Annotated in this window: 25 protein-coding genes and 1 tRNA gene; 21 read left to right on the forward strand and 5 right to left on the reverse strand. The window is 67.1% G+C overall.

All coding sequences use genetic code 11. The annotated features are described in order from the left end of the window. Positions 1–2 precede the first annotated feature (2 nt). Positions 3–821 carry a glucose 1-dehydrogenase gene (locus J2P76_RS17155; RefSeq protein ID WP_207408881.1) on the reverse strand — a complete coding sequence of 273 codons (819 nt, stop codon included), beginning with the start codon at positions 819–821 and terminating at the stop codon, positions 3–5. 341 nt (positions 822–1,162) lie between these two features. Between J2P76_RS17155 and J2P76_RS17160 the strand changes: the two genes are divergently transcribed. From J2P76_RS17160 to J2P76_RS17230, 15 genes are all read left to right on the forward strand, one after another. Beyond that, positions 1,163–2,077 carry a helix-turn-helix domain-containing protein gene (locus J2P76_RS17160; protein WP_207408882.1) on the forward strand — a complete coding sequence of 305 codons (915 nt, stop codon included), beginning with the start codon at positions 1,163–1,165 and terminating at the stop codon, positions 2,075–2,077. Between the two features lie 164 nt (positions 2,078–2,241). Next, positions 2,242–3,213, forward strand: a complete 972-nt coding sequence (locus J2P76_RS17165; protein ID WP_207408883.1) for a Bug family tripartite tricarboxylate transporter substrate binding protein — start codon at positions 2,242–2,244, stop codon at positions 3,211–3,213. Positions 3,214–3,237: 24 nt separating this feature from the next. After that, positions 3,238–4,923, forward strand: a complete 1,686-nt coding sequence (locus tag J2P76_RS17170; protein ID WP_207408884.1) for a thiamine pyrophosphate-binding protein — start codon at positions 3,238–3,240, stop codon at positions 4,921–4,923. 50 nt (positions 4,924–4,973) lie between these two features. Beyond that, the gene (locus J2P76_RS17175) at positions 4,974–5,966 is read left to right on the forward strand and encodes a TRAP transporter substrate-binding protein (RefSeq protein WP_207408885.1); all 993 of its coding nucleotides are present in this window, start codon (positions 4,974–4,976) and stop codon (positions 5,964–5,966) included. Between the two features lie 70 nt (positions 5,967–6,036). Next, positions 6,037–7,317, forward strand: a complete 1,281-nt coding sequence (locus J2P76_RS17180; RefSeq protein WP_207408886.1) for a TRAP transporter large permease — start codon at positions 6,037–6,039, stop codon at positions 7,315–7,317. Next, the gene (locus J2P76_RS17185; protein WP_207408887.1) at positions 7,314–7,832 is read left to right on the forward strand and encodes a TRAP transporter small permease; all 519 of its coding nucleotides are present in this window, start codon (positions 7,314–7,316) and stop codon (positions 7,830–7,832) included. The genes J2P76_RS17180 and J2P76_RS17185 overlap by 4 nt, the downstream gene beginning before the upstream one ends. A gap of 52 nt (positions 7,833–7,884) precedes the next feature. Beyond that, positions 7,885–8,208, forward strand: coding sequence for an NIPSNAP family protein (locus J2P76_RS17190; RefSeq protein ID WP_207408888.1), 324 nt, complete (start codon positions 7,885–7,887; stop codon positions 8,206–8,208). A 10-nt stretch (positions 8,209–8,218) separates the two neighbouring features. Next, the gene (locus J2P76_RS17195; RefSeq protein ID WP_242697397.1) at positions 8,219–9,073 is read left to right on the forward strand and encodes an SDR family NAD(P)-dependent oxidoreductase; all 855 of its coding nucleotides are present in this window, start codon (positions 8,219–8,221) and stop codon (positions 9,071–9,073) included. A 111-nt stretch (positions 9,074–9,184) separates the two neighbouring features. Then, entirely contained in the window at positions 9,185–9,934 is a 750-nt protein-coding gene (locus tag J2P76_RS17200) for a GntR family transcriptional regulator (protein WP_207408889.1), read from the forward strand. Next, the gene (locus J2P76_RS17205) at positions 9,931–11,145 is read left to right on the forward strand and encodes a CaiB/BaiF CoA transferase family protein (protein WP_207408890.1); all 1,215 of its coding nucleotides are present in this window, start codon (positions 9,931–9,933) and stop codon (positions 11,143–11,145) included. The genes J2P76_RS17200 and J2P76_RS17205 overlap by 4 nt, the downstream gene beginning before the upstream one ends. Positions 11,146–11,184: 39 nt before the next feature. Then, positions 11,185–12,738 (forward strand): acyl-CoA carboxylase subunit beta, encoded by a 1,554-nt coding sequence (locus tag J2P76_RS17210; protein ID WP_207408891.1) that lies wholly within the window; start codon positions 11,185–11,187, stop codon positions 12,736–12,738. A gap of 25 nt (positions 12,739–12,763) precedes the next feature. Next, on the forward strand, positions 12,764–13,753 hold the full coding sequence (locus J2P76_RS17215) for a Bug family tripartite tricarboxylate transporter substrate binding protein (protein WP_207408892.1): 990 nt from the start codon (positions 12,764–12,766) through the stop codon (positions 13,751–13,753). A 42-nt stretch (positions 13,754–13,795) separates the two neighbouring features. Then, positions 13,796–14,017 carry a biotin/lipoyl-binding carrier protein gene (locus J2P76_RS23760; RefSeq protein ID WP_347565328.1) on the forward strand — a complete coding sequence of 74 codons (222 nt, stop codon included), beginning with the start codon at positions 13,796–13,798 and terminating at the stop codon, positions 14,015–14,017. Positions 14,018–14,126: 109 nt separating this feature from the next. Next, the gene (locus J2P76_RS17225; protein ID WP_207408893.1) at positions 14,127–15,014 is read left to right on the forward strand and encodes a LysR family transcriptional regulator; all 888 of its coding nucleotides are present in this window, start codon (positions 14,127–14,129) and stop codon (positions 15,012–15,014) included. 75 nt (positions 15,015–15,089) lie between these two features. After that, the gene (locus J2P76_RS17230; RefSeq protein ID WP_207408894.1) at positions 15,090–15,752 is read left to right on the forward strand and encodes a GntR family transcriptional regulator; all 663 of its coding nucleotides are present in this window, start codon (positions 15,090–15,092) and stop codon (positions 15,750–15,752) included. A gap of 32 nt (positions 15,753–15,784) precedes the next feature. Here J2P76_RS17230 and J2P76_RS17235 read toward each other — a convergent pair whose 3' ends face one another. From J2P76_RS17235 to J2P76_RS17245, 3 genes are read right to left on the reverse strand one after another with little or no spacing between them, the layout of a single operon-like run. Beyond that, a complete protein-coding gene (locus J2P76_RS17235; protein ID WP_207408895.1) occupies positions 15,785–16,462 on the reverse strand; it encodes an RraA family protein in 678 nt (225 codons plus the stop codon). Between the two features lie 31 nt (positions 16,463–16,493). Then, positions 16,494–17,462, reverse strand: coding sequence for a Bug family tripartite tricarboxylate transporter substrate binding protein (locus J2P76_RS17240; RefSeq protein ID WP_207408896.1), 969 nt, complete (start codon positions 17,460–17,462; stop codon positions 16,494–16,496). Positions 17,463–17,512: 50 nt separating this feature from the next. Beyond that, complete coding sequence (locus J2P76_RS17245; RefSeq protein ID WP_207408897.1) at positions 17,513–18,397, reverse strand: NAD(P)-dependent oxidoreductase; 885 nt, start codon at positions 18,395–18,397, stop codon at positions 17,513–17,515. Positions 18,398–18,594: 197 nt separating this feature from the next. Here J2P76_RS17245 and J2P76_RS17250 point away from each other — a divergent pair, with 197 nt between their 5' ends. The 5 genes from J2P76_RS17250 to J2P76_RS17270 all read left to right on the forward strand — a co-directional run bounded on the left by J2P76_RS17250 (position 18,595) and on the right by J2P76_RS17270 (position 23,346). Continuing rightward, positions 18,595–19,572, forward strand: coding sequence for a VTT domain-containing protein (locus tag J2P76_RS17250; RefSeq protein WP_207408898.1), 978 nt, complete (start codon positions 18,595–18,597; stop codon positions 19,570–19,572). 66 nt (positions 19,573–19,638) lie between these two features. After that, a complete protein-coding gene (locus J2P76_RS17255) occupies positions 19,639–20,349 on the forward strand; it encodes an HXXEE domain-containing protein (RefSeq protein WP_207408899.1) in 711 nt (236 codons plus the stop codon). Between the two features lie 146 nt (positions 20,350–20,495). After that, entirely contained in the window at positions 20,496–21,488 is a 993-nt protein-coding gene (locus J2P76_RS17260; protein WP_207408900.1) for a Bug family tripartite tricarboxylate transporter substrate binding protein, read from the forward strand. 59 nt (positions 21,489–21,547) lie between these two features. After that, on the forward strand, positions 21,548–22,048 hold the full coding sequence (locus J2P76_RS17265) for a GNAT family N-acetyltransferase (protein WP_207408901.1): 501 nt from the start codon (positions 21,548–21,550) through the stop codon (positions 22,046–22,048). A gap of 62 nt (positions 22,049–22,110) precedes the next feature. Then, entirely contained in the window at positions 22,111–23,346 is a 1,236-nt protein-coding gene (locus J2P76_RS17270; protein ID WP_207408902.1) for an MFS transporter, read from the forward strand. 105 nt (positions 23,347–23,451) lie between these two features. Here the strand turns inward: J2P76_RS17270 and J2P76_RS17275 are convergent. Continuing rightward, a tRNA-Arg gene (locus J2P76_RS17275) sits at positions 23,452–23,526 on the reverse strand. Between the two features lie 208 nt (positions 23,527–23,734). On the opposite strand from J2P76_RS17275, the gene J2P76_RS17280 reads away from it, so the two are divergent. Beyond that, positions 23,735–24,628 carry a c-type cytochrome gene (locus tag J2P76_RS17280; RefSeq protein WP_207408903.1) on the forward strand — a complete coding sequence of 298 codons (894 nt, stop codon included), beginning with the start codon at positions 23,735–23,737 and terminating at the stop codon, positions 24,626–24,628. Positions 24,629–24,676 lie beyond the last annotated feature (48 nt).

The following is a 24,676-nucleotide window of genomic DNA, read 5'->3' on the forward strand; positions in this document are numbered from 1 at the left end:
GCTCAGCCCGCACCGCGGAATGCGGGATAAAGCGTCATGCCGCCATCGACGAACAGCGTCGAGCCCGTGACGTAGTCGGACGCGTCGCTGGCCAGCCACGCCACTGCCCGCGCCACATCGTCCGGCTCGCCGATGCGCCCGTACGGGATCAGCTTGAGCAGCGACGCCAGGCTTTCCGGGGTGTTCCATGCCGGCGCGTTGATGGGCGTGCGGATCGCGCCCGGCGCCACCGAATTGACGCGGATTTTCATGGGCGCCAGCTCTTGCGCCAGCGACTGCATCAGCAGCGACACGCCGCCCTTGGACGCGGCGTAGTTGGCCTGGAACGCCCAGGGGATGACTTCGTGCACCGAACTGATGAAGATGATTTTGCCCGCCGCGGCGTCGGGCGGCGGCTTGGGCTGGCGATCCAGGAACGCGCGCACCGCGGCGCGCGAACACAGGAACTGCCCGGTCAGGTTGACGTCGATGACCTGCTGCCATTGCGCCAGCGTCATGTCCTGGATGGCGGCCGGCTGTTCGATGCCGGCATTGTTGACCAGGATGTCCAGGGCCTGGAAGTTGTCGCGGGCTGCGCGGAACAGCTGCTCCACGTCGGCTTCGCGGCTGATGTCGGCGGCGGCTGCAACCGCCGTGCCGCCGGCGTCGGCAATGGCCTCGACCACTTCGGCGGCGCGCCGCCGGGAGTCGGCCCCGGGGCGATGGTTGACCACCACGCGGGCGCCCGCCGCCGCCAGTTCCAGCGCGATACCGCGCCCGATGCCCGAATTGGCGCCGGTCACGATGGCGACCCGCCCCGACAAATCCACTACATGCCGCACGCCGCTCTCCTTGCGGCGCGCGGGCTGTGCTGCCGGCTCCGCAGGCGCCGCCTGTCGATAGCCAGACTCCAGCTTAGACCCGGATACGGCCCCCTACAACCCGCGCCAGGTTTCGGGTTGCTGCAAAATTTTTATGAGTGCAGGCGGGCGCAGCGGGGCAAGCAAAAAAAAGCCCCGGCAATGCCGGGGCAATCACTTCAAGACTCTGCTCAGGCCGCTCTGACCTGGTAGCGGGATCAAGTATTTCACAAATAGGAATAAATATCAATATCAATTACCATGAGATGGTACAGTTTTCGCCCCGAAGGCACGACCGCAGACCAACCTGAGCCTACGCAGACATGATCCGGGCGCCCGATGCCGGCCACGGCCACACCGCTGCTGCTGCAGACTTCCCCACGTTCGAATCGACGGACTTCGCGGGCGAAGGGTCGTTCTATTTCGACCTGGTCAGGCTGCAGAGCCGGCCGGAGATCCCGCGCGGCTTCCCGCATCGCCATGCCTACTATCACATCCTGTGGATGACGCGCGCCCAGGGCACGCACATGCTGGACTTCCAGCATCTCGACGTGCGCGACCGTTCGGTGTTCTTCCTGGCGCCCGGCCAATTGCATGCCTGGAGTTCGTCGGTGGCGCCGCAAGGCTATGTCATGAACATCAGCACGGCGTTCTTCACGCACATGTTCCCGCGCGCCGACGACATCGCCAAGTTTCCCTTCTTCCACCCCACCAGCGGCAGCCCGGTGCTGTATCTCAGCCCCGCGCAGCATGACGGCATGCTGCCGCTGCTGCAGGCCATGGAGCAGGAAATGCAGGCGCGCCAGCTGGGCCGCTACGACGTGGTGCGCTCGCACCTGCTGATCCTGCTGACCCAGTTGCGCCGCCTGTATCCCGTCGACGAACGCACGCTCACCGCGGGGCCCAGCTATCCGCTGGTCAAGCGCTTCACCCTGCTGATCGAAGAACGCTACCTGTCGTTCGGCAGCATCCGCGATTACGCCGACGCGCTGTGCGTCAGCGAGCGGCAGCTCAACGAAGCGGTCAAGCGCACCATGGGGCGCACGGCCGGCCAGCTGATCCAGGACCGCGTCGTGCTGGAAGCCAAGCGGCTGCTCATCAATACCGAGTCCGGTATTGCGGGCATCGCGTTCCAGCTCAACTTCGAGGACCCGGCCTACTTCACCCGCTTCTTCAAGAAGCACACTTCGCTGACGCCGGGCGAGTTCCGCCGCAACTACCTGAATCTGCGCGACTGACCCCGCAAAAAAGTGCAATTCAAGCACTGATCCGTCCTAACGGTTGCGCGCCCACCCTGCGTACAGTGTGCTCCATACCGGATGCGCCGCGGCCCCTGGCGGCGCCGCATCCGCACATGTGGACAACACGGCCAGCCAAGCATGGCCGGACATAGGAGACATCCATGAACCAGACCCTGGCGCGCCTGCTGCGCCCCGCGCTGGCCGGCGCGCTGGCCCTGTCGTGCGGCATGGCGGCGGCTTTCCCCGACCGGCCGGTACGCATCCTGGTGCCGTTTGCCGCGGGCGGCGCCACCGACGTCATCGCCCGCACCGTGGCCCAGGAAATGGCCGTGAAGCTGGGGCAGCCCGTCATTGTCGAGAACCGCGCCGGCGCCAACGGCAACATCGGCGCCGGCGCCGCCGCGCGCGCCGACGCGGACGGCTACACGCTGCTGATGGCCACTTCCAGCCACGCCATCAACGCCACCCTGTACCGCCACCTGGACTACAGCCTGACCAAGGACTTCACCGGCCTGTCCAACCTGGCATCGGTGCCCCTGCTGCTGGTGGTCAACCCGCAGGTGCCGGCCGGCACGGCCGCGGAAATGTCGGCCTACCTGCGCAAGAACGGCGACCGCCTGGCCTACGCGTCCGGCGGCACCGGCACCGCGGCGCACCTGGCCGGCGCGCAATTCAATTCGCTGTCGGGCGGGCACGCCACGCATGTGCCGTACAAAGGCGGCGCGCCGGCCCTGAACGACCTGATCGGCGGCCAGGTGCAGTTCATGTTCGCCAATCTGCCCGAAGTGCTGTCGCAAGTGCAGGGCGGCCGCCTGAAGCCGATCGCCGTCACCGGCCAGCAGCGGCACGCCGCGCTGCCCGACGTGCCGGCTTTTGCCGAAACACAGTTCCCCGAAATGACCGCGCGTTCCTGGTTCGGCCTGTTCGTGCGCGCCGGCACTCCGCCCGACGTGGTGCAACAGCTGTCGGACGCCATCACCGCCAGCGTGGCCGCGCCGGCCGTGCAGGACAGGCTCAAAGAGCTGGGCGCCGATCCGGTGGGCGACGGCCATGCCGCCTTCCAGCCGTACGTAGAGCAGGAAGTCGAGCGCTGGCGCGCGCTGGTGCAGGCTTCCGGCGCGTCGGTCGACTGACGCGGACAGGGGCGCGGCGCAACTATGAGCGACCATTCCTCACTCCGCACCGGCGGGCAGCTGATTGTCGATGCATTGCTGGCCCAGCGCACCGACACCGTATTCTGCGTGCCGGGCGAAAGCTACCTGGATGTACTGGACGCGCTGTATGCCCAGCAGGCCGCCATACGCGTCATCACCTGCCGGCACGAAGGCGCGGCCGCATTCATGGCCGAGGCCCACGGCAAACTGACGGGCCGCCCCGGCATCTGCCTGGTGACACGCGGCCCGGGCGCCACCAACGCCAGCATCGGCGTGCACACCGCCTTCCAGGACTCCACGCCCATGATCCTGCTGGTGGGCCAGGTAGGCCGCGACATGATCGAGCGGGAAGCCTTCCAGGAAATCGATTATCGGCGCATGTTCGGCCCGTTCGCCAAATGGGTGGCCCAGATCGATGAGGCGGCGCGCGTGCCGGAATTCATGGCGCGCGCCTTCGCCGTGGCGCAGTCGGGCCGGCCCGGTCCGGTGGTGCTGGCCCTGCCCGAAGACATGCTGACCGAATCGGCCTTTCCCGTGGAAACCGCTCAGGCGGAGATCCCGGAAGCGCATCCGGCGCCCGGTGCGATGCGGCGCCTGCACACGCTGCTTGCCGGCGCGCAGCGCCCGCTGATGCTGCTGGGCGGGCCCGGATGGGGGCCGGCCGGGCGCGAAGCCATTGCGCGCTTCGCCACCCAGCACGACCTGCCCGTGGCCTGCGCCTTCCGCCGGCAGGACTTGTTCGACAATCGCCATCCCCATTACGTGGGCGAAGTGGGCATCGGCGTGAACCCGGCGCTGGCCCGGGCCGTGCGCGATGCCGACCTGCTGATTGCCGTAGGGACGCGCCTGGGAGAAATCGTAACCAGCGGCTATACGCTGCTCGACGTGCCGGTGCCGCGCCAGCGCCTGGTGCATGTGCTGAACTCGGCCGAAGAACTGGGCCGCGTATACCAGGCTCACGTGCAAATACTGAGCAGCATGAATGCCTTTGCGCAGGCGGCGGCCGCCCTGCCTCCGGTGAACGCCGCGCCCCGCCAGGCATGGCGCGGGACACTGCGCGGCCACTATGACAGCTACGTGGCCCGCGCGCCCCGCCAGGCGCGGCTGGATCCGGCCGAGGTCATCATCGCGCTGCGCGACACCCTGGCCCCCGACGCCATTCTTACCAATGGCGCCGGCAATTACAGCGCCTGGGCGCACCGCTATTACCAGTTCTCGCGCGCGCATTGCCAGCTGGCGCCCACCAGCGGCGCCATGGGCTATGGCGTTCCGGCCGCCATCGCCGCCAAGCTGCGCCATCCGGAGCGCCAGGTCGTGTGCCTGGCGGGCGACGGCTGCTTCCTGATGACCTCGCAAGAGCTTGCCACCGTGCGCCGCCACGGACTGGCCATCGTATTCATCGTCTTCAACAACGGCATGTACGGCACCATACGCATGCACCAGGAAACCAACTATCCCGGCCGCCCCGTGGGCACCGACCTCTGCAATCCCGACTTCGTCATGTATGCCCGGTCGTTCGGACTGCATGCCGAGCGGGTCGACCACAGCGCGGCATTCGCGCCTGCGCTGCAGCGGGCGCTGGCGGCCCCTGGCGCGGCGCTGATCGAGCTCGACATCGAGCCCGAGATCCTGACGCCGCGCGCCACCCTGACCGAGCTTCGCGAGCGGGCCTTGAGAGCCGCAGCATGAGCGTGCCGCCGCGGGCGGCGCGCAATCACCACAAGAGAAAGGAGACTGAAATGCACGCAACACCCTATCGCCCCGTGGCCCGCCTGCTGGCCGCGGCGGGGCTGGCCCTGTCGGCCGTGGCCGGCGCGCAGGCCGCCACCACCCTCAAGCTGGCGCATTTCGCCGCGGAATCGCACCCGGCCCATATCGCCGCCCTGCAGTTCAAGAAAAACGTCGAAGCGCGCACCCAGGGCGAGCTGCTGATCGAGCTGTATCCCGCCAACCAGCTGGGTTCGCCCCCGGACCAGCTGGAGCAGACTTCGGTGGGTGTCATCGACATGAACCTGCCCACCCAGGGCGCCCTCGACAAATACGAAAAGGCCTTCGCCACCGTCATGACGCCGTACGCCTTCGCCAGCTATGCGGACGCGCACCGGGTGCTGGACGGCCCGTTCCATGACTGGGTGGCGCCGCGCCTGGAGAAAAAGGGCCTGGTGCTGCTGTCCACCTGGGAATACGGTTTCCGCAATGTCACCAACTCCAGGCACCCGATCAACACGCCCGCCGACATGCAGGGCCTGAAGCTGCGCACGCCGCCCGAGCTGCAGATCATCGCCGCGCTCGAGGCCGCGGGCGCATCGACCACGCAGATCGCCTTTCCCGAACTGGTGGCCGCGCTGAACCAGGGCGTGGTCGACGGGCAAGAGAACCCGATCGGCGTGATCTATCACTTCAAGCTCTATGAAGTGCAGAAGAACCTGGCCCTGACCCAGCACGTATACAACAGCATGACGCACGTCATCAGCCGCGACAGCTGGCAGAAGCTGACGCCGGACCAGCAAGCCGTGGTGCGCGAGGAAAGCCGGTCCGCCGGCCTGCTGATGCGCAAGCTGGTGGCCGAACAGGAAGCCGCCGAGATCGCCAAGATCGAAGCCGCCGGCGTCGCCGTCACACGCCCCGACATCGCCAAGTTCCGCGCGGTCATGCAGCCCGCCTATGACCGTGTGGCCGAGTACGCCGGCCAGGAAAACATGAAGACATTCCTGGACATGCTGTCGAAATGAACCCTGCGCGGCGCGCGGTGGCGGCGCCATGCCGGGTCGCCCGCCGCGCGCCGGCATCGAGAGACTTTTTATGCAAGCCATTTTCGTCGTGGGCGGGCTGCTCGCCCTCATCCTGTTCGGCGTGCCCATCGCCGTGGCGCTGGGCGTGACGGCAATCATCAGTTATTTGCTGGCGGGCGAGACGCAGGCGCTGACCATGATCGCCCAGCGCATGTTTTCCGCCTCGTCGGGCTTCACGCTGCTGGCCATTCCCTTCTTCATCCTGGCCGGCGCCCTCATGAACACGGGCGGCATCACCGACCGCATCTTCCGGTTCGCCCATGCCCTGGTCGGGCACTTCACCGGCGGCCTGGCACAGGTCAACGTCGTAGGCAGCCTGATCTTCTCGGGCATGTCGGGCACGGCCGTCGGCGACGCCGCGGGCATGGGCCAGGTCGAAATCAAGGCCATGAACGATGCCGGGTTCACCCCCAGGTTCTCGGCCGCCGTCACGGCGGCCTCGGCGACCATCGGGCCGGTATTCCCTCCCAGCGTGCCCATGGTCATCTTCGGCGGCCTGACCGGCGTGTCGGTGGTGCAATTGTTCATCGCCGGGATCGTTCCCGGCCTTTTGCTGACCGCCTCGCTGATGATCGCCATCTGGTTCATCTCGCGGCGCCGCGGCTATCCGGTCGAGCGCCGCGCCAGCCTGCGCGAGCTGCGCGAATCGTTCATGGGCGCGCTGCTGCCCATGCTGGCGCCCGTCATCATCATCGGCGGGCTGGCCAGCGGCTACTTCACGCCCACCGAGGGCGGCGTGATCGCCGTGTGCTACTGCCTGGCGCTGGGCCTGTTCGTCTACAAGGAGATCCGCGTATCCGACTTGCCCGGCGTGCTGTGGACCACGCTGCAGCACACCATCCGCGTGCTGTTCATCATTGCCGCGGCGGGATTCCTGACCTGGTTCCTGGTGCACAAGCGCATTCCCGACGCCATGATCCAGGCCATCATGTCCGTGTCGACCGTGCCCTGGGAAATCACCGCGCTGATCATCCTGGTGCTGGTCGCCATCGGCCTGTTCCTGGAGGGCGTGGCCGTCATCATCATTACCGTGCCCATTTTCATGCCCATCGTCGCCCAGATCGGCATGGACCCCGTGCAGTTCGGCATGCTGATGGTCATGTGTTCGATGATCGGCCTGCTGACGCCTCCGGTCGGCATTCTTTTGTTCGCGGTCAGCAGCGTATCCGGCGTGAAGGTCGGCGAAATCGTCGCCGAGCTGTGGCCGCTGCTGATCGCCATCGCCGTCATCACGCTGATGGTGGCCTACTGGCCGGCAGTATCGCTGTGGCTGCCAAGGAACCTGCTATGAACGAATTGCTCATCCGCCTGGACCGCATCCTGGGCCTGGCGCTCCGCGTTTTCTCCATGGCCTGCCTGGTCGCCCTGACGCTGCTGCTGGCCGCCAACATCATCAGCCGCGCAACCGGCCTGTATTCCCTGCACTGGTTCGATGAGGTCGTCACCACCCTGTTCGCCTGGCTGGTGTTCATCGGCGCCAGCGCGCTCTGGCGCGAGCGCGACCACTTCGCTATCACGCTGCTGTCCGACTACCTGGCCGGCGGGCGCGGCGAATGGCTGCAACGCCTGGTCATCGCCGTGCTGGGGCTGCTGTTCGCCGGCGTGCTGCTGGTGTACGGCAGCCTGTTCGTGTCGCGCAGTTCGGCCACCACGCCCGTGCTGGAACTGCCGCAAGCCTGGGCCTATGCCTGCCTGCCGATCGCGGGCCTGCTGATGACCGTGTACGCGCTGCGCGATATCTGGTGCGCCATCCGCGCTGCCTGGCCCGGGCCCCGGCCTGCCGCGCCCCAGGCGCACGCGCAATAAACGGCCGGCGTCCTCTGTCCGCTTCCACACACATCCAAACCGGAGAACTTCCATGCTTTACGATCTTAGAACCTACACTTGCCATCCCGGCAAAATCAAAAAGCACCTGGCGTTGTACGCCGAGCACGGCTACGAGGTGCAGCGCCGCCACCTGGGCCAGCCGCTGGCCTACATGCAGACCGAAACCGGCGACGTCAACAGCTATGTCCACATCTGGGTCTACCAGAACGCCGCCGACCGCGCGGCCAGGCGCGCCTCTTTGCAGGCCGACCCGGAATGGACCCAGTACCTGGCCCGCAGCAGCGAGGCCGGCTACCTGCTGGCGCAGCGCAATCAGCTGATGACCGACGTGCCCTTCTTCACCCCCAACCCCTGAGGCGCCGGGCATGGGCCGCGCCCGTGCCGCGCTTTCACTATCGCCACTACCGATCATGCAGAACTACCGCCAACTTTTCGACCTGACCGGAAAAATCGCCGTGGTGCTGGGCGCCGGATCCGGCATCGGACAAGCGTCCGCCCAGGCCCTGGGCGCGCTGGGCGCCCACGTGGTGTGCGCCGACCGCGACGCGGCAGCCGCCCAGGCCACCGCCGGGCAGATCGCCCAGGAGGGCTCGGCCGAATGGCTGGCCACCGACGGCGCCAGCGGCGCCGACATCAGCGCGCTGGCCTCGCACACGCTGGCCGGGCACGGCCGCGTCGATATCGCCGTCAGCACGCCCGCGCTGAATATCCGCAAACTGATCGTCGATTACACAGAAGATGAATTCGACCAGGTTGCCAACCTGAACCTGAAAGGCGCCTTCCGTTTCCTGCGCGCTTTCGGCGCGCCCATGATGAAACAGGGCAGCGGCAGCCTGGTGCTGTGCTCGTCGATGCGCGCCGTCACCATCGAACCCGGCCTGGGCATCTACGCCGCCACCAAGGCCGGCATCGCCCAGATGATCAAGGGCTTTGCCGCCGAGGCCGGCGCCTATGGCGTGCGCGTCAATGCGGTGATGCCGGGCGTGATCGAAACCCGCCTGACGGCGCCGCTGAAAGAGCGCCGTGATATTTACGATACCTACGCATCCCACACCGTGTTCAACCGCTGGGGCCAGGCCTCCGAAGTGGGGGCTGCCGTGGCCTTCCTGGCTTCGGATGCGGCCAGCTACGTCACCGGCACCTCGCTGGCCGTCGATGGCGGCTGGACGGCCATCGACGGCCCTCCCACGGGGCTGACGGCCACGCGCCCTTCTGAATAAGCAGGGCCCTGCCCCGGCCGCGCACGGCCGGGGCAGGGCCGTATCGATCGTAGTATTGTTAACAATCTTATTGTGGTCTAAGATGGGCGAAAACATCCTGCGTCCATCCCCGTGCCCAAGCCCAGCCAACTTCTTACCGACCTGGAAAACGCCGTCGCCTTCCGCCTGTTCGAAGGCCGCCAGCAGTCCCCCACCCTGACGGTGCCCGAACAGATCGCGGCCCAGGTGGGCGACGCCATCATCAAGGGCAAGCTGCTGCCCGGCCAGGCCCTGAATGAACAGCGCCTGGCCGATTCTTTCGAAGTCAGCCGCGGGCCGGTGCGCGACGCGATCCGCATCCTGGAACGCGAGGGCCTGGCCACCATCTATCCGCGCCGCGGCGCCGTGGTCACCGATCTCAGCGTGGACGAAGTGCGCGACATCTTCGAAATCCGGGTCGGCCTGCTGGAAATCGTGGCGCGCAAGATCGCCGCCCGCCACACTGCCGAATACCTGGCCACCCTGCGCGCCGGCATAGAAAAGCTGGAGGCCCTGGCACGCCTGGAAGACGACCAGGGCCGCTACGCGGAAACCTCGTATCGCCTGTCCATCCTGTCGGTGCGCAACTGCAGCAACCCGCGCCTGACCCAGATGCTGACCGCGCTGTCGCTGCAGACGCTGCGCTATTCCTACATCAGCCTGGCCCCCATCCAGCGGCGGCAGGCCTCGGCCGTGCTGTGGCGCAAGGGGCTCGATGCGCTCGAGCGCGGCGACACCAAAACCTACATCGCCATCTCGCGGCAGCGGGTCGAAGAATCCGGCGCGGCGGTGGTGCGCCGCCTGTCCGACAGCGCCCAGCAACCCATGCGGAGACGGGCATGAATGCGCCCTCGCCCGGCCCGCTGGCCGGCCTCAAAGTGGTGGAAATCTGCTCCACTATTGCCGGCCCGGCCTGCGCCCGGCTGCTGGCCGACTTCGGCGCCGAAGTCACCAAGGTCGAGCCGCTGGAAGGCGACGGCGTGCGCCAGATGGGCAAGCACGTCGACGATGTATCGCTGTACGCGGCCACCATCCTGCGCGGCAAGCGCTCGGTGTCGCTGGACCTGAAATCCGACCAGGGCCGCGCCATCACGCGCGCGCTGATCGACCGGGCCGACATCCTGGTCGAAAACAACCGCCCCGGGGTCATGGAACGCCTGGGCCTGGGCTACGACACCCTGTCGGCCAGCAACCCCGGACTGGTCATGGTGCGCATCAGCGGCTATGGCCAGGATGGCCCCTATGCCAGCCGGCCGGGCTACGGCGCCATCTGCGAAGCCTTCGGCGGCGTGCGCCACATGACCGGCGACCCCGACCGTCCCCCCGCGCGCGTGGCGCTGGCCACCACCGACTACCTGACGGCCGTGTACGCGGCGTTCGGCGCCATGATGGCCATCCATGAACGCGGCCGCACCGGGCTGGGCCAGGTCGTGGACGCGGCCCTGTACGAAACCTCGTTCAGCCAGATGGAACCCTACGTCCCGGCCTTCGAGAAACTGGGCTTCGTGCCCAAGCGCGTGGGCCCCAACCTGCCCACCATGGCGCCCAACAGCCTGTACCCCAGCGCCGACGGCGCCTGGGTGCTGATCGCCGCCAACAGCAACATCATCTTCAGCCGGCTGGCGCAGGTCATGGGGCAGCCCGAACTGCTTGCCGACCCGCGCTTTGCCACCATCCGCGCGCGCGGCGAGCGTCAGAACATGGCGGCGCTGGACGCCATCATCAGCGACTGGACGCGCCAGCACGACGCCGAGCCGCTCGAACAGTTGCTGATCGCCGAGTCGATCCCGGCCTCGCGCCTGTACACCATCGCCGACATCTACAACGACCCGCACTATGCCGAACGCGGCATGCTGGTGCGCGTGCCGCACGCCACGCTGGGCCACACCACCCAGGCCGGCGTGGTGCCCAGGCTGTCGCGCACGCCGGGCCATATCCGCCACAGCGGCCCCGACCTGGGCGCCGACACCCGGGCCGTGCTGCAAGAGCTGGGCATGCCCCTCGAAGACATCCAGGCGCTGCAGGCGCAACAACTCATCAAGACCCGCCCGTAGCGCACACGCTGTCCAGGCAGGCACCGACGGAGACCAGGCATGGAAGACTCGCGCGGCACCCCCGCCGCCCAGGATTGGGAAGCAGAACGGCAAGAGCTGGCCCGGCGGCGCGAACAGGCCGCCGCCATGGGCGGGCCGGAAGCGCTGGCCAAGCACAAGGCGCGCGGCCGCCTGAACGCGCGCGAGCGCCTTGCGCTGCTGTGCGACGCCGGATCGTTCCGCGAGCTGGGGCGCATCGCCGGCAAGGGCCGCTACGATGCCGACGGCTTCTTCCAGTCCCTGTCGCCCGTCAACGCCATCATCGGCTCCGGCCGCATCGAAGGCCGCAAGGCGATGATCTCGGCCGATGACTACACGCTGCGCGCGGGCTCGTCGGAAGCCACCATTTCCGACAAGTGGATCTACGCCGAGCGCATGGCGCTCGACCTGAAAATGCCGCTGGTAAGGTTGGTGGATACCGCCGGCGGCAGCGTCAAGCTGCTGGAGCAGCAAGGCAGCAGCAAGATTCCCGGCTATCCCACCTGGCCGGTGGTGCCGCTGCTGGACGAAGTGCCCGTCGTGGGCGTGGCGCTGGGCGCCTGCGCCGGGCTGGGCGCCATCAAGGTGCTGATGTCGCATTTCTCGGTCATGGTGCGCGACCAGGCCCAGGTATTCGCGGCCGGGCCGCCGGTGGTGAAGCAGGCCTACGGCATCGACATCGACAAGAACGCGCTGGGCGGCTACCAGGTGCACCGCCGCAGCGCGCTGGTGCACAACGAAGCCGCCAGCGAAGAAGACGCCTTCGCGCAGGCGCGGCGCTTCCTGTCGTACCTGCCGCGCCATGCCGGCCTGATGGCCGACCGCGCCGCCGCCGACGATCCGCCCGGCCGCGCCGACGACTGGCTGAAAGATGCCATCCCCAAAGACCGCCGCAAGGTCTACGATCCGCGCAAGATCCTGGCATCGGTGTTCGACCGCGACAGCGTGTTCGAAATCGGCCGCTACCAGGGCGGCTCGACCATCACCGCGCTGGCGCGCCTGCATGGCTATCCGGTGGGCGTGCTGTGCAGCGACCCGCGCGTCTCGGGCGGCGCGATGACCACCACCTCGGCCTGGAAGATCGAGCGGCACGTCAAGCTGTGCCAAACCTTCAACCTGCCCGTGGTGCACCTGGTCGACCAGCCCGGCAACGCCACCGGCCCCGAGGCCGAACTCAGCGGCACGCTGCTGGGCGCCGTGCGGGTGCTGACCACTATCGAAAAATCCACCGTGCCCTGGGTATCCATCATCATGCGGCGCGCCTTCGGCATGGCCGGCGGCCTGCATGCGCCCAAGCACTTTCCGCAGCTCAATCACCGCTTTGCCTGGCCCTCGGCGCGCTGGGGGTCGATTCCCATCGAAGGCGGAGTGGCGGCGGCGCATCGCAACGATATCGCGGCCGCCGACGACCCCGCGGCCGAACAGGCGCGGCTGGAAGCCTATTACCACCGCATCGCATCGCCGTTCCGCACCGCCGAGAAATTCGGCATGCTGGATGTGATCGATCCGCGCGAAACGCGCGACATTCTGTGCGACTGGGTGGAAGACGCCTGGGAAGTGCTGAAGGCCCGCTAGTTCACATCCGCAAGGAGACACGACGATGGAAGCTTCACTACGCAGCTTGATGGTCTGGGTGGCATTCGTGGCGGCAACTTTCGGATGGCCCGCGCACGCGCAGACATGGCAGCCGCAGCACAGCGTCGAATTCGTAGTGCCGGCCGGCCCGGGCGCGGCGCTGGACACCGCCGCGCGCGAACTGCAGCGCCTGCTGGAACAGCAAAAGATACTGGACCAGACCCTGGTCATCACCAACAGGCCCGGCGGCAGCGGCGCGGTGGGGCTGCAGACCCTGCGCGCGCACGAAGGCGATTCGCACTGGGTGGGCACATTTTCAACCGGCATGATCAGCGCCCGGGTGCTGCACCCCGATGCGCTGTCATACGCCGAAATGACGCCCATCGCCCTGCTGCTGGAAGAATCCATGCTGGTGGCGGTGCGCGCCGATTCTCCGCTGAAGAATGTGCACGACCTGGTCGCCCAGCTGAAGAAGAAGCCCGATTCGCTGTCTATCGCGGTGGCCACTTCGGTGGGCAACCACATCCACCTGGCCATCGCCAAGCCGCTGAAAAAGGCCGGCGTGGACATCACCAAGCTGGTCATCGTGCCGTACAAGTCGTCGGGCGAATCCATTACCGCCCTGCTGGGCGGGCATGTGGACGTCGTGTCGGCCTCGTCGCCCAATGTGCTGGCGCAGTACAAGGCGGGCACCATCCGCCTGCTGGCCGTTAGCACGGCCGAGCGCCTGCCGGGCCAGCTGTCGGCCGTGCCCACCTGGAAAGAACAGGGCATCGACGCGGTATCCACCTCGGTGCAGGGGGTGCTGGGGCCCGCGAACATGAGCCCGGCGCAATTGCAGTACTGGGAATCCGCCCTGGCCAAGGTGGCCGCCAGCAAGGAATGGAACGACTTTCTGAAAACCCAGCTGTGGCGCCCCCGCTTCGCCAGGCATGAAGAAATGCAGAAAGTGCTGGACGAAGAATACGCGTCCACGCGCAGCCTGCTGCTGGACCTGAAACTGGCCAAGCCCTGAAGGCCCGGCAAACCGACATCAACGCATCAAGGAGAATCCGACGTGGGACGCGCAAACGTGGTGGCCGAAGTCACCGGCACGGTATGGAAAGTCGAGGCCGCGCCCGGCGCGGCGGTGGGCCCGGACGACGTGGTCATGCTGATCGAGTCGATGAAGATGGAAATCCCCGTGCTGGCCGCCGGTTCGGGGCGCATCGCCGAGATCCTGGTGCGCGAGGGGGACACCGTCCAGGAAGGCGAGACGGTGGCGGTGCTGGACACCTGAGCGGCGAATCGCCCCTGTCTCGCGTTTCTTTCCTTCGCTGGCGGGGAATGCTAGGATTGCCGCGTGCCGGCCATGTGCCGAATAATCCGGATGATTGTTCAAAAGCACAATGAGGCTGAATTTCAACTTGCTGTCGACCTTCCTCGCCGTCGCCGAGAATTCCAGTTTCCGCGCGGCCAGCGCCCAGGTGCACTTGTCGCTGCCGGCGGTCAGCATGCAGATCAAGCAGCTCGAAGAACGCCTGGGTGTCACGCTGTTCCACCGCACCACGCGCAAAGTCGGGCTTACGCCGGAAGGCGAACAGCTGATGATCAGCGCGCGCAAGGCCATGGCCGAGCTCGATGTCGCGTTCGAGCGCATCCAGCGCGTTGCCGACCTGCACCAGGGCAACCTGTCTTTCGCCTGCGTGCCCACCGTGGCGGGCACCAGGCTGCCCGCCCTGCTGACCCGCTTCGCGCATGAGTTTCCCCGCATCACGGTGAAAGTCCGCGAGGTCGCCCAGCCCGGCCTGCTGGCCGCCGTGCGCAAGCGCGAAGTCGACTTCGGCATCGGCGTCGGCCTGCAAGCCGACCCGGCAAGCGAGTTCGAGTCTCAAGCGCTGTTCGACGACGACTATGTAGCCGTATTTCCCGCCGGCCACCCGTTTTCGGACAAGCGCGCCATTTCCCTGCGGGAGCTGTCCAGAACGCGCCTGCTGGCGCTGGGCGCGTCGCAGTTCCGCCAGCACCTGCTCGACGCCGCGCAGCATGAAAAGCTGGCGCTCGACCTGAGCTATGAATTCACCCATGTGAACACCGTCATCGCCATGATCGAAGCCGGCCTGGGAATCGGCATCTTGCCGGCCGTGGCCATTCCACAGCGCGCGTCGCTGCGGATGTCGCGGGTCATCCGCCCTTCGATGAAGCGCACCATCGCCATCATCAGAATCAAGGGCCACTCCCTGTCCCCCGCAGCGTTGCAGTTCGTCGACATGTGCGGGGCGCTGGCGGGGCCATGACGGGCATTGAGCCAACGGCCCGCCCACGTCATAATCGCCACATCGATAATGAACAACGCGGGATCAAGGCACTCCATGGCTAGCGCGCGCGACCTGGTATACGCGGAACTGCGCCGGCGCCTGATGTCGGGCGCCTTCTTGCCCGGCCAGCGGCTGCGCGAAGAACACATCGCCACCGAACTGGCCGTCAGCCGCACGCCGGTGCGCAGCGCCATCGAGCGCCTGGTCGAAGACGGCCTGGTGGCGCGCGAGGGGCGGCGCGGCGCGGTGGTCATGGGCTGGCTCGACCGCGACATCAACGAGGCCTTCGAGCTGCGCCTGCTGCTCGAACCCTACGCCGCGCGGGCCGCCGCCAGCCGCGCCAGCGCCGGCCAGATCGACGAGCTCGAGCAAATCAACGAAAACATGCTGCGCGCGGTGCATTCCGACGACGCCGGGCACGTCGCGCAAGTCCAGCACTGCAACAACCGCTTCCACCATGCCCTGCTGGCGGCGGCGCAGTCGGCGCGCGTGCGCTCGCTGGTGGAAAACCTGCTCGACATGCCGATCATCATCGGCTCGTTCTACTTCTACAGCCGCGACGACATGCTGCGCAGCGTCGAGCAGCACCGGCAGATCATCGCCGCCCTGCGCGCGCGCGACCCCGACTTCGCCGAAACCGCCATGCGTTTCCACCTGTCGGCCACGCACCGGCTGTTTCGCAACCAGCGCAAGCCCGCACCCGCGACAGGCGCCTGACCATCCAGGCGCCCGCGGCGGGCCGGCCGCGTTCAGGCCGCGTCGACGGCGCAGCCCTGCGCGCGCAGGCGCGCATCCACCCACGAAGTGTCCAGCTTGCCCGCGGCGATCTGCGCCAGGGTCTGCTCTTCGGCCGCATGCTTGGCCGCGGCCTGCCGGTACAGTTCCTCGGCCTGCTCGTAGGGCACGCACAGCAGCCCGTCTTCGTCGCCCAGGATCAGGTCGCCCGGCGCGATGGCCATGCCGTCCAGCGCCACCGTGCAGTTGATCTCGCCCGGCCCGTCTTTGTAGGGGCCGCGGTGCGTGATGCCCGCGGCGTACACCGGGAAGGCATTGCGGCCGATGGTGCCGGAATCGCGGATGGCGCCGTTGATGACAATGCCGGCGATGCCGCGCGAAGCGGCGTACGAGGTCATGATCTCGCCGATGATGGCGTTGGTGAGATCACCGCCGGCATCCACCACGATCACGTCGCCGGGCGCGGCCAGGTCCAATGCCTTGTGCACCATCAGGTTGTCGCCGGGGCGGCAGCGCACCGTCAGCGCGGGGCCGGCCATCAGCGCGCCGTTGTGCATGGGGCGCAGCCGCGCCCCGCCGGCCGCCATGCGCGACATGCAGTCGCTGACATTGGCCACCGGAATGCGGCGAAACTGCTCGACCAGTTCAGCGCTGACCGCGCGCTTGCGGGTATGAATCTCGAAGCCGATCATGACGGCGCTCCTGAAGTAGTAAATAAAAAGGTTATTGCTTGGGGATGCCTGCTTCCTGCACCACTTTGCCGAACACATCGTGGTCGATGCGGTGGCGTTTGTCCAGGTCTTGCGGCGTGCCCTTCATGACGCTGTAGCCGGCCTGCTGCAGCTTCTGCACCAGCGCGGGCTGGCCCAGGGCGCGGTTCACCGCGGCATTCAGCGTGGCAATGATATCGTCCGGCGTCTGGCCGGGCGCCATCAGGCCCCACCAGATGGTCTGGTCGATCGTCTTGAAGCCGCTTTCCACGAACGTGGGCACGTCCGGCAGCGCGGGCGAGCGCTCGTCGGCCACCACCGCCAGCGCGCGCACCTTGCCGGCACGGATCTGCGGCAGCAGCGAGGCCGCCGAACCGGTGTACATGTCGATGCGGCCGCTCATCAGGTCGGGAAACGCTTGCGACCAGCCGCGATATGGCACGTGCATCAGCTCCATGCCCGCGGCTTTGCGCCACAGGTGGCCGATCAGGTCGCCGCTGCCGCCGATGCCGGGAATGCCCAGCGACACCTGCCCCGGCCTGGCCTTCGCCGCCTGCACGACGTCGTCCACCGTCTTGAAAGGCGAATCCGGCAGCACCACGAACACGCTGGGCGAAGAGGCCACCAGCCCCACCGGCTTGAAGTCCTTGAAAGTGTCGTAGCTCAGCTTCTTGTACAGCCAGGGGTTGAGGACGATGTTGTCGGTCTGCGCCATGACCAGCGTATGCCCGTCGGGGCGCGCCCGCGCGGTGGCGTCCAGCGCCAGGTTGCCGCCGGCGCCGGGCTTGTTCTCGACCACGATATTCCAGCCCGTGTCCTGGCCGATGGCGGTGGCCATCATGCGGGTCAGCGTGTCGGTGCCTCCGCCCGGCGGGAACGGCGAGATGAACGTGACGGGCGCGCCGTCCAGGCCGGCCGCCACGGCGGCCGCCGAGCACGACACCAGCACCGCGGCGGCCATGATTCTTTTCAGGACTTGCATTGTCTTCCTCGCATAGGGGGGTGGGAATGCCGCGGCGCCGCGGCGGAAATCTAGTGTTGCCGCGCCAGCGGCGTCAGCCAGGCCAGCCGCGCCGGCACCGTGTCGGGCACATCGAGCGGCGCCCCGCCGCGCGCCGCGCGCGCCGTCTCGATGCCTTGCGCCGTGCGCGCGAACAGGCGTTCCACGCCGTCCAGCACCAGCGGCTGCAGGCCCGCCAGCGCCAGCTGCTCGCGCGCCTCGCGCACTTCGGCCAGGCGGCGCGGCGCATGCAGCACATGCGAACGCACGAAAGAATCCAGGAAGGCCGTCAACGGCGTGCGGTCCATGTCGCCCAGCACGCCATACAGCGCCTCGCGCAGGCCCAGCTGCTCGGCCGCCACCAGGCATTCCACCGCCAGGCTTTCCATGCCCTTGGTAAGAATGCTGCGCAGCAGCTTGAGCTGCACCGCGTCGCCGGCCTGCCCGGCGATGGCCTGGGCGGGAATGCCGCAGCCCTGCGCGAATTCCACGATGGCGGGCGCCGCGGTGCCGGCGCACAGCAGCGGGGTGCGCGCGCCCAGCAGGGCAATGGCCCCCATGATGGCCACATCGGCGAACGGCACGCCATGGCCGGCCGCCACCGCTGCCGCGGCGCGCATGTCGGCCGCGCTGGCGGTCGTGAAATCGGCATACAACGCATCGCCGCGCATATGCGGAAGGGCCTGCTCGGCCACGGCCCGCGCGGCATGCCCGTACACCGCCGACACCACCAGATCGGCTTCGGCCAGCCAGGGGCCGGGGGCCGCGTGTAGCGCCGCGCCATGGGCCTGCGCCCGCGCCTGCATGTCCGGATCCTGGCGCAGCTCGCAAATGGCGGGCAAGGCATAGCCGGCGGCGCGCCAGGCCTGAGCGTAGCAATGGCCGACCTCGCCGCAGCCGAGTAGAGCAATTCTCATGTGGATAAGTACATTGAAAATACAAAACGGTATATAACCATGCCTAACACACCCAAATCATGCGGGTTATCCCTTAATTTTTAAAACAACTAAAGTACATTCAACCCGGCACGCGGCCCGCCCGGGCGCCCCGGTCCGGCAGACGCCGCCGCCGGGCCTAGAATGCGGTTTTCGCACGCACGACACACCCTCTTCTCATGCATGACATCCAGACCCTGCTGGCGCTCTATGGCGGGTGGCTCGTTTTCCTGAATGTGCTGGTCGAACAGGCCGGCCTGCCGGTGCCCGCCTATCCGATGCTGATCGCCGCGGGCGCGCTGGCAGGCGGCGCCGGCGGCTGGCTGGCGGCCTGGCTGCTGGCGTCGCTGGCCTGCCTGCTGGCCGACAGCGCCTGGTACATGGCCGGCCGGCACTACGGCGGGCAGCTGCTGGAACTGGTGTGCAAGGTTTCGCTGTCGCAGGATTCCTGCATCCGCCAGACCCAGAAGCTGTACCTGCGCGTGGGCGTGCGCTCGCTGCTGGTGTGCAAATTCATGCCGGGCGCGGGCGCGCTGTCCACCGCCATGGCCGGGCTGACCGGCACGCCATACCGGCGCTTCGTGGTCTACGACCTGGCCGGCTCGCTGATCTGGGCCGGCTCGGCGCTGCTGCTGGGCGCGCTGTTCAGCGACGTGGTGGGCGACGTGCTGGCGCTGCTGGCCACGTACGGGCCGCCGGGCCTGGCGCTGCTGGCCTTCCTGCTGCTGGCGTATGTGCTGATGCGCGGCCTGCGGCGCTGGGTGCTGGTACGCCGCCTGCGCCGCATTCCGCGCCTGCAGCCCGAAGAACTGCTGCGCTGGCAGGCCGCGGGCCGCGCCCCGGTCGTGCTCGATGTGCGGCCCGGCACCGACGCCGCCCTGCCGCGCATTCCCGGCGCCATCGCGGTGGACCTGGCCGCGCCGCTGGCCGAGCTGCCGCTGGCCGAACAGCCCGCCGGGATCGTGGTCTATTGCGCCTGCCCCAACGAAATCTCGGCCGCCCGCCTGGCCGCGCGCCTGCGCGCGGCGGGCTACACCGACATCTGGGCGCTGCAGGGCGGCTACGACGCGTGGGCGCGGCTAGCCGGAAACGGCCAGGCCGCAGATGGCGCCCGGGCCGGCGCCAGCCTTGAGGCGGCAAAAGGCCAGGCGGCCTGATCAGCGCGCGGCGGCCACACTGCCGTTCGCTGAGGCTGCCTTGTATTCAACCCCGGGGAGACGGCCATGGGCGATTTTTCCTTCGGTACCGATTGGCCATGGGTCGGCGCAATCGCCGGCCTGATTCTTCTATATCTACTCTTTTTTTCGACCAGGCTGCAGGCAGACCCATCGCAGTCACGATGGCATGACCGGACGTGGCTGGCATGGATGGCGTCCTTTAGCTACTTTGCCCACAACATCGAGGAATATGGCGTCGACTTGTCGGGGCGCGCTTATGCATTCCCGGCCAGCATGATGCGCGTGCTTGCAGGCATGGGCCAGGCGCCTTCCAATGAGTTTTATCTTGCCGTCAACTTGAGCCTGGTCTGGGTTGGCTTGCCCATTGCAGCCATGTTGAGCAGGCGGCATCCACTGATCGGACTGGCCGGATACGCGGTCATGGCCATCAATTTTCTGACACATGCCGGAGCGTATATCGCTGGCGGCTACAACCCGGGCCTTTTTACGGCGGCCGTCCTGTTCCTGCCCCTGACCTTATGGGCCACCTACGCGCTTTTTGGCCCGGGCAAGCTGTCTTACAAGGGATTCGGCGTCGTAATCCTTGCCGGCGTTGTTGCGCATGCCGTTTTAATGGGCTCGGTTCAGCTTCTGGTTCGTGGACTGATCTCCGGCAACGTTGCGGCCATTATTCAGGTCATGAATACGATTTTGTTGATGCTTGTACTTTGGGCTGGCGAGCGCATATTGGAAGCGCGGCTTTATCGGCGCGATTGACACCTGGCCGCGCCGCTTGTTGCGCCAAACAGAACATATTCCACCGTACGAAACCCTGTTGTACAGGAAGGAACAAGCCCGTAGAGTGCCCGTCCAGCACTATCACCTTGGACCGGTGATAGACGACAACAGCGACAGGAGACAACATGCCCCACTCTCGGCTCAATCGGCGTCAATTCATCTCGCGTTCCGCGGGCGCGCTGGCACTGGCACTTTCCCTATCCGCCGCGGGCGCGGCGCAGGCCGCCTATCCCGAGCGCGCCATCACGCTGGTGGTGCCTTATGCACCGGGTGGAGCCGCGGACGCCCTGGCCCGGGTGCTGGCCCAGCACATGGGCGACAAGCTCGACGCCAGCATCGTGGTGGAAAACCGCCCCGGCGCCAGCGGCACCATCGGCGCGGCCTACGTGGCCAAAGCCGCGCCCGACGGCTACACCATGCTTTACGACGCCACGCCCTATTCCATCAACCCGCATCTGTTTCCCAAGATGCCCTTTCCCGCCGGCGCGCTGCAGCCGCTGGCGCTGGTATCGCTGGCGCCCAACATCCTGATCGTCAAGGCCGATTCGCCCTACAAGAACCTGCAGGGGCTGATCGCCGAAGCCAAGGCACACCCGGGCAAGCTGAATTTCGCGTCGGGCGGCAGCGGCACGGTGCAGCGCCTGGCCAGCGAACTGTTCCGGCAGGACCTGAAGCTGGACATGGTGCACGTGCCCTACAAAAGCGGCGGCCCGGCGATCACCGACGTGATGGGCGGCCAGGTGGATTTCATGTTCAGCACCATCGCGGCGTCGTCGCCGCTGGTGGATGCCGGGAAGCTGCGCGCGCTGGCCATCTCATCACCCAAGCGCGCGCCGCAGCTGCCTGATGTTCCGACCGTGAACGAAACCGTCATACCCGGGTATGAAGTGTACGAATGGAACGGCGTGTTCCTGCCGTCCGGCGTGCCCGGGCCGATCGCGGCGAAGCTGCACCAGGCCCTGGTGGACGCGCTGCACGACAGCGACGTGCAGAAGCGCTTCAACGATGTGGGCGCCAGGCCCGTGGGCTCCACGCAGGCCGAATTCGCGGATTATCTGAAGAAGGAAGACGCGAAGTGGGCGGCGGTGATCCGCCAGGGCAATATCCGGCCCGATTGAGGCTGGCGCCTGCGGAGCCGGCAGAGGGGCGCCGGCTTCCTCATTATTAAAATAGGCGCATGACGCACCCGCTCTCCCCTGTTTTCAGACAAGCCACCCCCGCGGACACCGATCGCTGCTACCAGATCGAAATCGCCGCCTACGAAGGCGACGAGGCCGCAACGCGCGAGAAAATCGCCACCCGCATCGCCCAGTACCCCGAAGGGTTCCTGGTCATGGAACTGGGCGGGCAGGTGGCGGGCTTCATCAACAGCGGCTGCGCGCACCAGGTCGTGATGTCTGACGAAGCCTTCAAAGAACTGGTGGGCCACGACGCCGGCGCGCCGAATGTCGTCATCATGTCGGTGGTGCTGGACCCGGCCTTCCAGGGCCAGGGCTGGTCCACCCCGTTGATGCGCGAATTCATCGGGCGCATGCGCGCCATGCGCAAGCAGTCCATCCACCTGATGTGCAAAGAGCGCCATGTCGAGCTGTACAAGCGCTTTGGCTATCGCTATGTGCGGCCGTCCGCCTCCGATCACGGCGGGATGTCATGGCATGAAATGGTCATAGAGGTGTAACCTCGCGGGCATGCTCTGGGCGCAGTACTGCCAGCGCCACGATTCTTCTGCCGAGGTATCTCTTGTCCAACGCCGCAACCGCGTCTTTAAGTGATTCCGCCCTTGAACTATCGCCGCGCGAACAGCGCGGCAACATCGCCAGGCTGACCATCGCCCAGGCGCTGGCCGGCGCGAACTCGGTGGTGGTCTACGCCACCGGGGCCATCGTCGGCGACATGCTCGCCCCGAACAAGGCCCTGGCCACCCTGCCCATTTCCATTTTCGTGGTCGGCATGGCCGCCTGCATCCTGCCCATGGGCGCCATCGCCCGCCGCCACGGCAGGCGCGCGGCATTCCTTGCCGGCACCGCATGCGGCGTGCTGGTCGGGCTGCTGGCGGCCGCGGCGGTCGTCATCGGCTCGTTCTGGCTGTTCTGCCTGGCCACCTTCTTTGGCGGCGCCTATGCGGCCGTCGTGCTGTCGTTCCGCTTCGCCGCGGCCGACGGCGTGTCCGCCCCGCTGCGCGCCCGCGCCCTGTCATTCGTGATGGGCGGCGGCGTGGTCGCGGGAATTGTCGGGCCCACGCTGGTCACCTACACCATGTATCTCTGGTCGCCGCACATGTTCGCCGCCACCTTCCTGGTGCAGGCCGTGGTCGCGGCGATATCCGCGGCGGTGCTGCTGGGGGTGCGGCTGCCCACGCCCACCGCCGCGCAGGTTGCCAGCGGACGGCCGATGTCCGTCATTGCCCGGCAGCCGCTGTTCGTCACGGCGGTGATCTGCGGGGCGGTGTCGTACATGCTGATGAACTTCCTGATGACCGCGGCCCCGCTGGCCATGCACCTGTGCGGGCATTCCCAGGAAAACGCCAACCTGGGCCTGCAGTGGCACGTCATCGCCATGTATGCGCCCAGCTTCTTCACCGGGCGGATCATCACCCGCTACGGCGCCGGCAAAATCGTCACGGCCGGCCTGCTGCTGACCGGCATATCGGCCGCGGTCGGCCTGACCGGCATCGACGTGGCCCATTTCTGGGTAACCCTGATCCTGCTGGGCCTGGGCTGGAACTTCGGCTTCGTGGGCGCCTCGGCCCTGGTGCTGGAATGCCACCGCCCGGAAGAAAAAACCCGCGTGCAATCGCTGAACGACTTTATCGTGTTCGGCACCATGGCCATCGGGTCTTTCGCTTCCGGGGGCCTGCTGGCGGCCTACGACTGGGACACCGTGCTGTGGGTATCGTTCGCGCCACTATTCATTGCCGGCGTTGCTCTCGCGGCAACAGCATGGCCCGACAAGAGAAAGGCAAGATGCAGCGACTAGTTGCTCAACACGACTTTGTGAAGGTCACCACAAGTCAAAAGCCGTGCCTGGATTAGGCGACTTGGCCCACTGTGGACCCAAGCCGCCTCTAAACCATTGGTATTCTGGCGCGCCCGACAGGAATCGAACCTGTATCAAGAGCTTCGGAAACTCTCATTCTATCCATTGAACTACGGGCGCAAAGAGGCAGTATTGTACCCAAGTTTTGGCGTGATGCGGCGGCGCGGCATGCAATTCGGACCACCGCCCTCGTCCCCGTCCTACAGGCCGTTATATAATCCAGCGTTTGCATGCGGGGCGGGGCTGCTTTTCGGCCGAGCCTTGCGCTGTAGTTATTCGTCTGTTGCCGCCGCCAGGCGCCCCGGTACCCGATTTGCAGGATTTGGTTATGAGCAACGAGCAGGAACACAACGAAGAACACGCCTCGCCCATCAAGACCCCCAAACAGCTGATCGTCACGGTCGTGCTGTCCTTCCTGATCCCGATCATCGTCATCATCATGCTGGTGAACATGGTTACCTCGGGCACGAAGGTCGGCGCGGGATCCGACACGCTGACCGAAGAAGCCGTGGCCCATCGCATCGCGCCGGTGGCCGGCTTCGAACTGGTCGACGCCAACGCGCCCAAGGTCTTCAAGACCGGCGAACAAGTCTTCCAGGCCGTCTGTACGGCCTGCCATACCGCGGGTGTGGCAGGCGCGCCCAAGGTCGGCGACAAGGCCGCCTGGGCTCCGTTCATCAAGACCGGCTTCGAATCCATGCTGAACGTGGCGCTGCACGGCAAGGGCGCGATGCCCGCCAAGGGCGGCAACCCGGCCCTGAGCGACTACGAAGTGGCGCGCGCGGTGGTCTACATGGCCAACCAATCGGGCGCGTCTTTCGAAGAGCCCGCCGCGCCCGCCCCGGAAGGCGAAGCCGCCAAGGCCGAGGCGCCCAAGCAGGCCGCCGCGCCGGCTCCGGCTCCCGCGGCGGCGCCGGCTGCCGCCCCCAAGGCCGAGGCCGCCGCTCCGGCCGAAGCTCCCAAGGCTGAAGCCGCCGTCAACCCGGCCGGCGAAAAACTGTACAAATCCACCTGCTTCGCCTGCCACGGCACCGGCGTTGCCGGCGCCCCGAAGTTCGGCGACAAGGCTTCGTGGGCCCCCTACATCGCGACCGGCATCGACGCCATGGTGAAAGTCGCCATGACGGGCAAGGGCGCCATGCCGCCCAAGGGCGGCGCCGCCAACGCGTCTGAAGAAGACATCCGCGCCGCGGTCGAATACATGGTGAACGCGGCCAAGTAAGCCGCCCCGCCCGGCCCATAAAAAAACCCGTGCAGAAATGCTGCACGG

It is taken from the genome of Bordetella petrii, assembly GCF_017356245.1.
GTDB lineage: Bacteria > Pseudomonadota > Gammaproteobacteria > Burkholderiales > Burkholderiaceae_B > Bordetella_A > Bordetella_A petrii_D.